Source organism: Amycolatopsis pretoriensis (assembly GCF_900107925.1).
In the GTDB taxonomy this organism is placed as follows: Bacteria; Actinomycetota; Actinomycetes; order Mycobacteriales; family Pseudonocardiaceae; genus Amycolatopsis; species Amycolatopsis pretoriensis.
In genome coordinates, this window is sequence record NZ_FNUJ01000012.1 from 100,703 (window position 1) to 112,556 (window position 11,854).

Genomic DNA, 11,854 nt, shown 5'->3' on the forward strand with positions numbered 1-11,854 from the left:
CGGGCAAGATGGGCGCGACCTACACCTACCTCATCGCCGATCTCCGGACCGGCACCATCCTCGACGAGCTCCCCCTCTCCGGCGTCTCCTTCGACAAGAAGCTCAACGACGCCGGTTCGTTCCGCGGCCGGCTCCGCGTCGACGACCCCGAAATCCGCGTCCGCGAACCCCGCGTGCTCGCCGAGCCCGGGCGCTGTGCCGTCTACGTCGACCGGGACGGCGACCTCCTGTGGGGCGGCATCGTCTGGACCAGCCGCTACAGCGCGGCCGGTGGGGTGTTGGAGCTGGGCGCCGCCGACTTCCTGTCCTACTTCGACCACCGGCTCGTGCTCGACCCCGCGGATCTCACCGCGACCGTTCCCCTGCGCGGTGACCAGCTCGACGTCGCCCGGCAGCTGATCGGTCTCGTGCAGTCCCATGTGGACGGTGATCTGGCCGTGCGGGTGACCGGGCCGGACGTCTCCGGGGTGACCCGCGCCCTGAGCTACGCGCCCGCCGATCTCAAGGTGGCCGGTGAAGTCCTGCGTGATCTGGCCGCCACCGACGACGGCCTCGACTTCGCCTTCGACGTCCGCTACGACGCCGGCGGCGTCCCCGAACGCCTGCTGAACCTCGGCTACCCGCGGCTCGGGTCCGCGGCCGGGGCGGACGCCTACGTCTGGGAGTACGGCGCGAACCTGGTGGACTTCGTCTGGCCGAGCGACGCGGCGAACATGGCCACGCGCGTGCTGGGCACCGGCGGCAGCGGCGTGGTCGTGCGGGCCGATCCGGCCGCGCACGACGCCGGCTGGCCGTTGCTGGACGCGGCCGCCGCGCCCGTGGACACGGCGGACGCGGCGATGCTGGCCGCGCACGTCGCCGGGGAGCTCGCCGCGCGGCGGCGGCCCGTCGTGCTGCCCGAGCTGACCGTGCGCGCCGACCTCGACCCCGTTGTGGGCTCGTATTCGGTCGGCGACGACGTCCGGGTGGTCGTCGACGACCCGTTCTTCGCCGGCGACCAGCTCGACGTGACCGTCCGGCTGCTCGGCCTGGCCGTGACCCCCGGCGACGACGCCGGGCAGGAAGAGGTCGTGCTGACCGTCGCGCCCCTGCTGGAGCCCTCGTGAGCCGCGTCAACCAGCCGGACACGCTCGTCACGCTGCTGCGGGAGATCCAGCGGCGCCTCCGCTTGCTCGAAAGCACCGGCCGACCCGCTGCCCGCGCTCCGGTGGCGGCGTTCCAGCCCGCGCGGTCGCCGGAGTGGCCCGGGACGGACTCCGCCGAGTGGACGCCAGTGGTCCGGCTGATCACTCGGCCCGGCGAAGTCCTCATCGTCCTGGACGTCGTGGCGGACACCGCGGGCGAAGCCCGGGTACTGGTGGACGGCGACGTGGCCGCCACCGTCGAGGCAGGCCGGCACGAGGTCACCGTCACCGCGAGTGCCGCGGTCGCGGAGCTGACGGTCGAAGCGCGGCGGACCGGGGCCACGGGATCGGTGCGGGTGTCGGCCTTCGCGCTCGCGGGTTGAGCGCTGTCCGGAACGAGACAGGTATTCACCGCCCCCTTGACCGGTTCGTCGGGTGTTGCCGAAGGTGTCCTCGGGGAGATGACATCGTTGGCAGGAGGAAGCTCAGTGAAGAGCAGGGTCCTGGCGGGCGCGTTGGCGCTCGCCGTGGTGGCGACGGGGGTGAGTCCCGTCGTCGCGGAAGCGGCCGGGGGTGACGCCCTCGACGCCGTCAACACGTTCATCGGCACGCAGGACGAAGGCAACACCTTCCCCGGCGCCTCGGCGCCGTTCGGGATGACGCAGGTCAGCCCGATCACCTCGCACTACGCCGGCTACCGCTACACCGACACCGCGATCCGCGGGTTCGGGCACTTCTTCCTGTCCGGCGCGGGCTGCTGGGAGCAGGGCGGCCTCGTCTCGACGCTGCCGACCACCGGCGAAGTGGGGCCCGGCAAGGCTTTCGACACCACGAAAGCGGCCACCTTCGACCAGAAGCTCTACGCGGCGCCGTTCACCCACGACGGCGAGGTCGGCGAACCCGGCTACTACAAGGTCCACCTGACCGGCTACGGCGGCGTCGACGTCGAGACGACCGCGGCCACGCGCGCCGGCGTCGAGCGGTACACCTTCAGCAAGCCCGGTGACGCCAACGTCTTCGTCAACGTCGGGCAGGCCAACGACAAGGAACCGGTCACCGGCAGCAGCATCCGGGTCGTCGACGACCGGACCGTCGAGGGAACCGTGGAGTCGCAGGCGTTCTGCGGCGGCAAGGCCTACACGACGTACTTCACGACGAAGTTCGACAAGCCGTTCAAGTCCTCCGGCACCTGGTCGCCGGACGGCGGTACCCCGGGCAGCCGCGAGTCGAAGGGCGGCGCGGGCCTGCGTGGCGCCTGGCTGACGTTCGGCGGGCAGGGCCAGGTCACCGCGACCACCGCGATCTCCCAGGTGGACGCGCAGGGCGCGCGGCTCAACCTGGCGTCGGAGAAGATCCGGTCGTTCGACGCGGCCAAGGACGCGGTGCAGCGCACCTGGCGCCACGAGCTGTCCACTGTGGACATCAAGGGCGGCTCGACCGACGACCGCACGGTCTTCTACACCTCGCTCTACCACGCGTTGCTGCAGCCGCTGACGGCGAACGACGCCGACGGCCGCTACTACGGCTTCGACAAGAAGATCCACCGGGCGGTCGGCTGGACCTACTACGACTTCTTCTCCCTGTGGGACACCTACCGCTCCCAGAACCAGCTCCTGGCGCTGCTGCGGCCCAGCCGCGCGAAGGACATCGCCAAGAGCATCCTCGCCATCCACGACCAGGGCGGCTGGCTCCCGCGGTGGGCGTACGCGAGCCAGGAGACGAACACGATGACCGGCGACCCGGTCACGCCGTTCCTGGTGGACCTCTGGCGGTTCGGCGCGCTGTCGGGCGAGGAAGCGCACGCCTACCAGGCACTGCTGCAGAATTCGACGCAGATCCCGCCGGCGTCGTCGCCGTTCCAGGGCCGTTCGGGCAACGCGAGCTACCAGGCGGACGGGTTCGTCCAGTACGACCCGGACTTCCCGAAGAAGGGGCAGGACACCGACCCGAACCACGGCGCTTCGGCGACGCTGGAGTACGCGCTCGGTGACTGTTCGCTGTCGGTCATGGCCGCCGCGCTCGGGAAGAAGGCCGACGCGGCCGCGCTCAAGGAAAAGGGCCGGACGTACCGGACGCTCTGGGACGAAACGCAGACCGACCGCGGTTTCACCGGCTTCTTCCGGCCTAAGGTCGCGGGCGGCGACTGGTTCAGCCCCGCCGACGAGCCGTACAGCCCGCAGAGCCAGGACGGCTTCCACGAGGGCACGGCCTGGCAGTACCAGTGGCTCGTCCAGCAGGACGTCCCCGGCCTGGAGCAGCGCATGGGCGGCCCGGCGGCCACCGGCAAGCGCCTCGACGACTTCTTCGCCTACGACGAGCTGGTGAAGAACCCGGCGACGGCGGTGCGCGAGAACTGGGTCGTCGGCCCGTACGACTACTACGACCAGTTCCGCTACAACCCGAACAACGAGCCGGACCTCCACTCGCCGTGGATGTACGCGCTCACCGGACAGCCGGCGAAGACGTCGACGGTCGTGCGGGCGGCGCACACGCTGTTCACCAACGCGCCCAACGGCGTCACCGGGAACGACGACCTCGGCACCATGTCGGCCTGGTACGTCTTCAGTGCGCTCGGTCTCTACCCCGCTGTCCCAGGGACTGGGAACTTCGTGCTGAACGCGCCGCGGTTCGAGAAGTCGGTGCTGCACCTGGAGAACGGGCGCGACATCACGGTCAAGGCGTCCGGCGCGGACGGCTCGAAGCTGCAGTACGTCTCGGGCCTGAAGGTCGGGTCGCGCGCCAGTGACCGCGTGTACGTCAACGTGGACCAGCTGGAGCGGGGCACGACGCTCGACTTCCGCCTGACCGCCGACGCCGCCGCGGCGACGTGGGGGACGTCACCCGCGTCCGCCCCGGCTTCGCCCTGCGCGGAGTAGACAAAGGACGTTCGCGGCCGTGGTCCAGACCACATTGGACCACGGCCGTGAGCAGGGTCACGGGCCCCGGTGTTCCCGTGAGGGCCGTCACGCCTCACACTGGGTATCAGCACGTCCGACAGCGCCGTTGACGTCCACAGGCAGTCCGCCTTGGACGGTGCGTCGGGCGTTTGTTGTGTCAGTACCAAAACGTGGTGAGACCCCACAGGAGGAAGAAGTGTCCAGCAAGGCCGCTCTAGTTTTCCGCGTGGCCGCAGTCGCCGAAGCCCTTTCCTGGGCGGCGCTGCTTGTCGGGATGTTCCTCAAGTACGTCGTCCACTCCTCCGGTGAGGGCGGCGTGCCCGTCATCGGCATGGTGCACGGCGTGATCTTCGTCCTCTACGTGGTCGTCTCCCTGTCCGTGGCGAAGCCGCTCGGCTGGCGCCCGAAGACGCTGGTCCTCGCGCTGCTCGCGAGCATCCCGCCGCTCTTCACGTGGCTGTTCGAGAAGTGGGCGCTGCGCAACGGCAAGCTCGACGGCCCGCAGCGGCTGTCCCACGGCGGTGTCGGCCTGTTCCAGGTGCGGGAACCCGTCGCCGCCTGATCCCGGGATGTGAGAAAGGCCCGCACCTCGGTGCGGGCCTTTCCGCTATTCCGTGAAGTCCCCGGCGGCCCGGCGGACCTTCGTCAGCAGGTCGGTGAGCTGCTCGGTCTGCCGATCGGTCAGCCCGTCGAGGCCGAAGTCGATTTCCGTCACCGCGGCCGTCGCCGTCTCGCGGCGCTTGCGGCCTTCGTCGGTGATCTCGACGAGCGTCGTGCGCCGGTCCGTCGGGTGCGGGACGCGCTTGACGAGCCCGTCGCGCTCCAGCCGGTCGACTATGTTGGTGACACTGGTGGGGTGCAGCTGGAGCCGCTCGCCCATCACCCGCATCGGCAGGCTGGCGCTGCGGGCGAAGGTGAGCAGCACCAGGGCTTCGTACCGGGCGAAGGTCAGGCCGTGCGGCTTGAGCGCGCCGTCCACCGCGGACTGGATGATCTGCTGGACGCGCATCACGCCGGTCACCGCGGCCATGGTGCCGGAGGGCCCGATCCGGTCCTCCCAGAGCTGTGCCGCGCGGGCGATCGGGTCGAACGGCAGCGGACGGTTCATGACACGCGAAGTTACCAGCGGGTACCGGCGGGTGTCGCCCGACCGGCGGAAAGAACACCGAAGAAGGGACTTCCGAACATGATCGTCGCGTTCAGCGTGAGCCCGTCCGGGGGAGAGCCCGACGGCGGGGTGAGCGAGGCCGTCGCCCGCGCCGTCAAGGTGGTCCGGGACTCGGGCCTGCCCAACTCGACCAACGCGATGTTCACGAACATCGAAGGCGAGTGGGACGAAGTGATGGACGTCGTCAAGCGCGCGGTCGAGGCCGCGGGGGAGGGCTCGGCTCGCGTCGGCCTGGTCCTGAAAGCGGACATCCGGCCCGGCTTCGAAGACCAGCTCGAGGCCAAGGTGGACCGCGTGGAAGCCCACCTGCGCGAGTCCTGAGTCAAGGGAGGGGCGGGGTGAAGGCGACCGTCCAGCGGCCGTCTTCGCTCGTCACCGTCAGCGGGTAGCTGAACGGCCTCCCGTCGCCGAGCGCGCCGGTGATCGTCGCGCGGGCCGGGGCCGCCGCGTCGGGGCCCAGCTCCACCCGCACGTCGTGGACGCCGTGGTCGGCCAGCACCGCGACGTAGTCCTTCGCGAAGTCGTCGCCGCCGGAGCCCGGGTAGTCGAGCAGCCCGCCGAGCGCGTCCGGGTCGTGGCTGCCGAGCGCGGTGGCGAGCCGGTCGCGCAGCTCGGCGGGCGAGGCCGCGCCCGGGTCCGGTTCGTGGACGATGAGCAGCGTCACCGCGCCGATCCAGACGACGGCGGCCGCGATGGACAGGCCCACCTTCACGTCACGCCGGATGTGCACCGGCCGAGCCTGCCCCACGCGGCGCCGTCCTGCCAAGCGGACCGGCCGGGGCACCCGGTGAAACTCCGCCGGCGCGCGTGCCAGGATGGAGGGCGTGACACAGCCACGCGGATCTGCAGCGAAGTCAGCGGCCCTGTCCGCCGCCCTCTCCGGCGCGGTCGACCTGTCCGCGCTCAAGGCCCGCGCCGAATCGGCGCAGAGGCAGCCGGCCCCGTCGGCCGGCCCGGCCGGCCCCGCCGGTGACGGGCCGCCGCCGTCCTCGTCGGGGGCCGTGATCGATGTCACCGAGGCCACCTTCCAGGCCGAGGTCGTGGAACGGTCCCTGCGCCAGCTCGTGGTCGTCGACCTGTGGGCCGAGTGGTGCGGCCCGTGCAAACAGCTGTCCCCGGTGCTGGAGCGGATGGCCGGCGAGTCCGGCGGCGCGTGGGTCGTCGCGAAGGTCGACGTCGACGCGAACCCGCGCATCGCGCAGCTGTTCGGCGCGCAGTCCATCCCGACGATCGTCGCCATCGCGGGCGGCCAGCCCGTCGACGCCTTCTCCGGCGCGCTGCCCGAGCCGGAGATCCGCAAGTGGATCAACGCCCTGCTCGACGCGCTGCGCGACAAGCTCCCGGCGATCGCCGAGGCCGAAGCGGGCGGCGCCGGGCCGATCGAGGAGCCCGAAGACCCGCGCTTCACCGAGGCGGAGGAAGCCTTCGAACGCGGTGACTTCGCCGCCGCGCAGGCCGCCTACGAGCGCATCCTCGACGTCGAACCGGCCAACGAGCTGGCGAAGAACGCGCTGGCCCAGGTCAAGTTCACCGCCCGCGCGGAGAACGCGGACCCCGACGCCCGCGCGAAGGCCGACGCCGACCCGTCCGACCTCGCGGCCCAGCTCGACGCGGCCGACTTGGAGATCGCGTCGAACGACGTCGAGGCGGGCTTCAAGCGCCTGATCGACGCGGTCCGCCGGACGGCGGGCGAGGACCGCAACAAGGTCCGCGAGCACCTGGTGGCGCTGTTCGACCTCTTCGACCCGGCCGACGACCGCGTCATGAAGGCCCGCCGCGACCTGGCGTCCGCCCTCTTCTAGACCGCATGGGAAAGGCCCCCACCGCGGTGGGGGCCTTTCCCATGCTCAGGCGTGGTTGCGCGCGAAGATGACGGCTCCCGGGACGTCCTCGTCGGGACCCATGACCAGTTCGGCCTCGATCGTGAACCCCGCGGCACGCAGCCAGCCCGCGATCCTGCCGGGCGGGCGGTGGTGACTGTCCACGTTGACCGGGCGGCCCGTGTAGCCCTCGGCCGTGTGCTGTGTCCCGTCACCGACGTGGAAGCCGACCAGCAGCGGGCCACCCGGCCGCAACACCCGGCGGAACTGCTCGAACACGCCGGGCACGGCGTGGTCGGGCACGTGGATCACGGACCAGAACGCGAGCACGCCGGCGACCGAACCTTCCGCCAGGTCGAGGTCGGTCATCGACCCGACCTCGAAGCGCAGGCCGGGGTGGTCGCGTCGCGCGATGGCGATCATCTCGGGCGAGAGGTCGATGCCGAACGCGTCCACGCCGAGCTCTCGGAGGTGGCCGGTGACGTAGCCCGGCCCGCAGCCGACGTCGGCGACCGGCCCGCCTCCGGCGCTGTGCACCGACTCGGCGAACAGCGCCAGGCTCGCGCGCAGGTAAGGCCGCTCGTCGAGCAGCCCACGCACCTTCTCGAGGTAGCCGGGGGCGTCGGTGTCGTACGAGGACCGGGTGTCGGACAGCCAGGAGTCGGGCACGGGCGACATCACCTCATTCAGGCGTACTGCTTCGAGCAGACCGACGAACCCTCGAGATAGCCGCGCCGCAGGGACTCGACGCGGTCGAAACCGCTGTCCGGGCGCTTCCCGTTGACGTCCGCCGAGATCAGGCTCTCCGGCTGCAGCAGGTCCGCGATGGCCTCGTCGAGGTCCCCCGCCGAGAGCCGCAGGTCGCCGGGCCGGTTCGTGAACGCCGCCCACGCCCCCACCAGGCAGGCGGTCCGCAGGCCTGCGTTCGCGTTGTCGATCGACGCGCCGACGCCCTTCTGGATGCCCAGCGCGTACCGCGACGCGACCTCCGAGAACGCCGCGAAGTCACCCATGCCGCCCGGGTCCTCGCCCTTCATCTCGGCCTCGCGGTCGATCGGCTGGGCCAGCTGCGAGAGCTTGGAGAGGTCGATGGCCACCGTGTTGTCGTTCGGGCAGTACGACGCCGGCGGTGTGGTCTGGCAGCTGCCGCCGTCGCTGATCTCCGGCGCGGCCACCCCGGCGCCCTTGAAGGCCTCGTCGAGGCTCTTCTTCAGCAGTTCGACGGCCTGGTCGTTGAACTTCGCGTCGCCCTTGCCGGTGTCGCCCTTGTCGAACGGGCGCTCGGTGAGCCGGGCCTTGACGTTCTCGGTGTTCATCGCCGCGCACTCCTTCGGGCCCTTCTCGAACCCGGTCTGGAACGCGAAGGTGCGGTCGAACGCCGTGCCGTGCGCGCCGCGGTCGGCGCCGCTGGTGCCCGCCTGGTCGCGGATCAGGAACATCGCCGCCATGACCTGGTTCAGGCCCTCGGACGTCGACACCTGGTAGTACTTGCTCTTGTTCTCGGCGACCCACCGGAAGTACCCGCCGGCGAAGCAGTCGGCCTGCTGCTCCTTCACCACGGTCGGGGTGCTCTTGGTCATGTTGGCCTTGTCGCCGAGCCGGTACTGCACGGCGTGGCCGAACTCGTGCGCCAGCACGACGACCACGGACATCGGCCCGAACCGCTGGCGCAGCATCGGCAGCAGCACCCCGCGGTCCCACGCCACCGAGTCGTCGACCGAGCAGTAGAACGCGTTGACGAGCTTCTTGACGCTGCCGCAGCCGGTCTTCTCGGTGTCGGTCTGCGAGTCGTAGGACAGCAGCGACTTCACCGGCTCGAACTGCTGGCCGAAGTCGGCGGGCAGGCGCTCGTTCCAGTACGTCTGGACGTCGTCGATCGCGGCGGTCGCGAGCTTGTCGTCCTCGCCGCCGTCGGCGTTCTTGACGTCGATGCCCGGTGTCGGCGCGTCCGGCTTGAGGCCGCTCTCGAAGTGCGTCACCGGCAGCCCGGCGACCGATCCGGCGCCGGTGTCCTTGCTCGGGTCCCCGCTCGCGCCGCCCTTGTCGTCGCACCCGCTCACGGCCACCGCCGCGACGGCCAGCAACGCCACCAGTGCGCGCCGTCCTCCCCCTGGGATCATCTTCACTTGCTCCACTCCCGACCTGCGCGTACCCGACGCGCAGGACCATACCCAGCGCTTACGGGACGTGTGCGCGTTATCCCCGAACTACTCCCTGCGCATCGCGGGGCGCGGCCCGATATCGTCGCTTCCCATGCGTGCAGTCCGCCGGTTCACCGTTCGCGCCAGCCTGCCCGAGTCGCTGTCCGGCCTGGGCGCGCTCGCCACCAACCTGCGCTGGACGTGGCACCCGCCGACGCGCGACCTGTTCGCGTCGATGGACGCCGAGCTGTTCAACGCCGTGCGCGACCCGCTGCGGATGCTCACCGCGCTGCCGCCCGCCCGGCTGGACGAGCTCGCCGTCGACGACGACTTCCTCGCCCGGGCGCGCGAAGCGGCCGCGGACCTGGAGAAGTACCTCTCGGAACCGCGCTGGTACCAGCAGCGCGACGACTCCGACCTGCCGCCCGCGGTCGCCTACTTCTCGATGGAGTTCGGCGTCACCGAAGCCCTGCCGAACTACTCCGGCGGCCTCGGCGTCCTGGCCGGCGACCACCTCAAGGCCGCGTCCGACCTGGGCGTGCCGATGGTCGGCGTCGGGCTGCTCTACCGCAACGGCTACTTCCGCCAGTCGCTCTCGCTCGACGGCTGGCAGGTCGAGCACTACCCGGTGATCGACCCGAACGCGTTCCCCCTGGAACTGCTGACCGCGGGCGGCCGCCCGGTGCTGATCGGCGTCGCCATGCCCGGCGGGCGCGAGCTGTGCGCGCAGATCTGGCAGGCGCGCGTCGGGCGGGTGCCGCTGCTGCTGCTCGACACCGACACCGAGGCCAACGACGAGGACCTGCGCGGCGTCACCGACCGGCTCTACGGCGGCGACGCCGACCACCGGCTGCGGCAGGAGATCCTGGCCGGCATCGGCGGCTTCCGCGCGGTCCGCAAGTACTGCGAGCTGACCGGCCACCCGCAACCCATGGTGTTTCACACGAACGAGGGACACGCGGGCTTTCTCGGGCTGGAGCGCGCCCGCGAGATCGTCCAGGCCGACGGGCTCGCGTTCGACGAGGCCATGCCCGCCGTCCGCGCCGGGACGCTGTTCACCACGCACACGCCGGTCAGCGCGGGCATCGACCGGTTCCCGGTGGACCTGGTCCAGCGCTACTTCACCGACGGCAGGCTCGTCCCGGACATCGACCCGCGACGCGTGCTCGCGCTCGGCGCCGAGGACAACCCCGGGCTGTTCAACATGGCGCACATGGGCCTGCGGCTGGCGCAGCGCGCGAACGGCGTCTCGCAGCTGCACGGGCGCGTCACGCGGAAGATGTTCTCGCGGCTGTGGCCCGGGTTCGACCACGACGAGGTGCCGATCTCGTCGGTGACCAACGGCGTCCACGGCCCGACGTGGGTGGCACGCGAGCTGAGCACGCTGCTCGGCCGCGAGTGGGGCCTCGACGTCGGCGAGGGACCGCTGCGCGACGGAGTGTCCGACGCGCAGCTGTGGGGCCTGCGGCGCGACCTGCGCGAGAAGCTGGTGCACGAGGTCCGGCGGCGGGTGCGGGCGGCGTGGCTGCAGCGCGGCGCCTCACCGCTGGAGCTGGGCTGGGTCGACTCGGTGTTCGACCCGGACGTGCTGACGGTCGGGTTCGCCCGCCGCGTCCCGACGTACAAGCGGCTGACGCTGATGCTGCGCGACCCCGAGCGGCTGCGCACGCTGCTGCTGCACGAGGACCGGCCGATCCAGGTCGTCGTCGCGGGCAAGTCGCACCCGGCCGACGAGAACGGCAAGCAGCTGATCCAGCAGATCGTCCGGTTCGTCGACGGCGCGGACGTCCGGCACCGGATCGTCTTCCTGCCGGACTACGACATGTCGATGGCCCGGTACCTCTACCGCGGCTGCGACGTCTGGCTGAACAACCCGGTGCGGCCCCTGGAAGCGTGCGGGACGTCGGGCATGAAGTCGGCGCTGAACGGCGGGCTCAACCTGTCCATCCGCGACGGCTGGTGGGACGAGTGCTACGACGGCAGCAACGGCTGGGCGATCCCGACCGCGGACGGCGTCGCCGACCCGCTGCGCCGCGACGACCTCGAGGCGGCGGCGCTGTACGAGCTGCTCGGCCAGCAGATCGCGCCGCTGTTCTACGACCGCTCGGACGGCGGCGTCCCGACCGGCTGGCTGTCGATGGTGTGGCACACCCTGGAAACGCTCGGGCCGCGGGTCCAGGCGTCCCGGATGGTCCGCGAGTACGTGGACAACGGCTACCTGCCGGCGTCCCGCATGGTGGCGGCGGCCACGGGCGACGGCTACCGCGGCGCGCTGTCGCTGGCGGACTACCGCACCAAGCTGGAGGTGTCGTGGCCACGGCTGCGCATCTTCGACTCGGAGCTGCTGATCGAGGCGGCCGAGCCCCTGGTGGTGGGCACGGAGGTGACGATCCGGGCCCGCATCGACCTGGCCGGCCTCGATCCGTCCGAAGTGGACATCCAGGCGGTGGTCGGCCGGGTCGGCGACGACGACGAGCTGCGCGACGCGGTGACGGTCCCGATGACGGCGGACGGCATCGGCGCGTTCGCGGCGCGGTTGAAGCTGCCGCGGCCGGGGTCGATCGGGTACACGGTCCGGGTGCTGCCGAAGCACGGGCTGCTGGCCGCGCCGGCCGAACTGGCGCGGGTCGTCCTGGCCTGACCTGGAGTCGCTCCACCTCGAAATCGCTGCGCAGCAGGGCGTGCGCGGCGTTAGGTTGGACGC

11 protein-coding genes are annotated in these 11,854 nt (G+C 71.4%); 7 read left to right on the plus strand and 4 right to left on the minus strand.

Features of this window, described 5'->3' with window-relative positions; genetic code table 11:
• Positions 1–8: 8 nt before the first annotated feature.
• The 4 genes from BLV96_RS41245 (at position 9) to BLV96_RS41260 (ending at position 4,583) form a co-directional block, all read left to right on the plus strand.
• Entirely contained in the window at positions 9–1,106 is a 1,098-nt protein-coding gene (locus BLV96_RS41245) for a hypothetical protein (protein WP_086673087.1), read from the plus strand.
• The gene (locus BLV96_RS41250; RefSeq protein ID WP_086673085.1) at positions 1,103–1,507 is read left to right on the plus strand and encodes a hypothetical protein; all 405 of its coding nucleotides are present in this window, start codon (positions 1,103–1,105) and stop codon (positions 1,505–1,507) included. Before BLV96_RS41245 ends, BLV96_RS41250 begins: the two co-directional genes overlap by 4 nt.
• Positions 1,508–1,585: 78 nt before the next feature.
• Positions 1,586–4,000 (plus strand): GH92 family glycosyl hydrolase, encoded by a 2,415-nt coding sequence (locus tag BLV96_RS41255; protein ID WP_086673084.1) that lies wholly within the window; start codon positions 1,586–1,588, stop codon positions 3,998–4,000.
• Between the two features lie 217 nt (positions 4,001–4,217).
• Positions 4,218–4,583 carry a DUF3817 domain-containing protein gene (locus BLV96_RS41260; protein ID WP_086673082.1) on the plus strand — a complete coding sequence of 122 codons (366 nt, stop codon included), beginning with the start codon at positions 4,218–4,220 and terminating at the stop codon, positions 4,581–4,583.
• Between the two features lie 45 nt (positions 4,584–4,628).
• On the opposite strand, the gene BLV96_RS41265 is transcribed toward BLV96_RS41260, so the two are convergent.
• Positions 4,629–5,129, minus strand: coding sequence for a MarR family winged helix-turn-helix transcriptional regulator (locus tag BLV96_RS41265; protein WP_086673080.1), 501 nt, complete (start codon positions 5,127–5,129; stop codon positions 4,629–4,631).
• A gap of 78 nt (positions 5,130–5,207) precedes the next feature.
• Here BLV96_RS41265 and BLV96_RS41270 point away from each other — a divergent pair, with 78 nt between their 5' ends.
• The gene (locus tag BLV96_RS41270; RefSeq protein ID WP_086673078.1) at positions 5,208–5,510 is read left to right on the plus strand and encodes a thiamine-binding protein; all 303 of its coding nucleotides are present in this window, start codon (positions 5,208–5,210) and stop codon (positions 5,508–5,510) included.
• 1 nt (position 5,511) lies between these two features.
• Here BLV96_RS41270 and BLV96_RS41275 read toward each other — a convergent pair whose 3' ends face one another.
• Positions 5,512–5,919: a hypothetical protein gene (locus BLV96_RS41275; RefSeq protein ID WP_086673076.1), complete on the minus strand. Its 408-nt coding sequence runs from the start codon at positions 5,917–5,919 to the stop codon at positions 5,512–5,514.
• Between the two features lie 94 nt (positions 5,920–6,013).
• Here BLV96_RS41275 and BLV96_RS41280 point away from each other — a divergent pair, with 94 nt between their 5' ends.
• Entirely contained in the window at positions 6,014–6,991 is a 978-nt protein-coding gene (locus tag BLV96_RS41280) for a tetratricopeptide repeat protein (RefSeq protein ID WP_086673074.1), read from the plus strand.
• Positions 6,992–7,036: 45 nt separating this feature from the next.
• Here BLV96_RS41280 and BLV96_RS41285 read toward each other — a convergent pair whose 3' ends face one another.
• Entirely contained in the window at positions 7,037–7,678 is a 642-nt protein-coding gene (locus BLV96_RS41285) for a class I SAM-dependent methyltransferase (protein ID WP_425266212.1), read from the minus strand.
• A gap of 17 nt (positions 7,679–7,695) precedes the next feature.
• On the minus strand, positions 7,696–9,129 hold the full coding sequence (locus tag BLV96_RS41290) for a neutral zinc metallopeptidase (protein ID WP_086673134.1): 1,434 nt from the start codon (positions 9,127–9,129) through the stop codon (positions 7,696–7,698).
• 133 nt (positions 9,130–9,262) lie between these two features.
• Here BLV96_RS41290 and glgP point away from each other — a divergent pair, with 133 nt between their 5' ends.
• Entirely contained in the window at positions 9,263–11,791 is a 2,529-nt protein-coding gene (glgP, locus tag BLV96_RS41295; RefSeq protein ID WP_086673070.1) for an alpha-glucan family phosphorylase, read from the plus strand.
• Positions 11,792–11,854 lie beyond the last annotated feature (63 nt).

What these genes read in the sequence shown, in the direction of transcription:
- BLV96_RS41245 (WP_086673087.1), top strand. Translation starts at nt 9, where the DNA reads ATGGGCGCGACCTACACCTACCTCATCGCCGATCTCCGGACCGGCACC.
- BLV96_RS41255 (WP_086673084.1), top strand. Translation starts at nt 1,586, where the DNA reads ATGACATCGTTGGCAGGAGGAAGCTCAGTGAAGAGCAGGGTCCTGGCG.
- BLV96_RS41265 (WP_086673080.1), bottom strand. Translation starts at nt 5,129, where the DNA reads ATGAACCGTCCGCTGCCGTTCGACCCGATCGCCCGCGCGGCACAGCTC.
- BLV96_RS41270 (WP_086673078.1), top strand. Translation starts at nt 5,208, where the DNA reads ATGATCGTCGCGTTCAGCGTGAGCCCGTCCGGGGGAGAGCCCGACGGC.
- BLV96_RS41290 (WP_086673134.1), bottom strand. Translation starts at nt 9,129, where the DNA reads ATGATCCCAGGGGGAGGACGGCGCGCACTGGTGGCGTTGCTGGCCGTC.
- glgP (WP_086673070.1), top strand. Translation starts at nt 9,263, where the DNA reads ATGCGTGCAGTCCGCCGGTTCACCGTTCGCGCCAGCCTGCCCGAGTCG.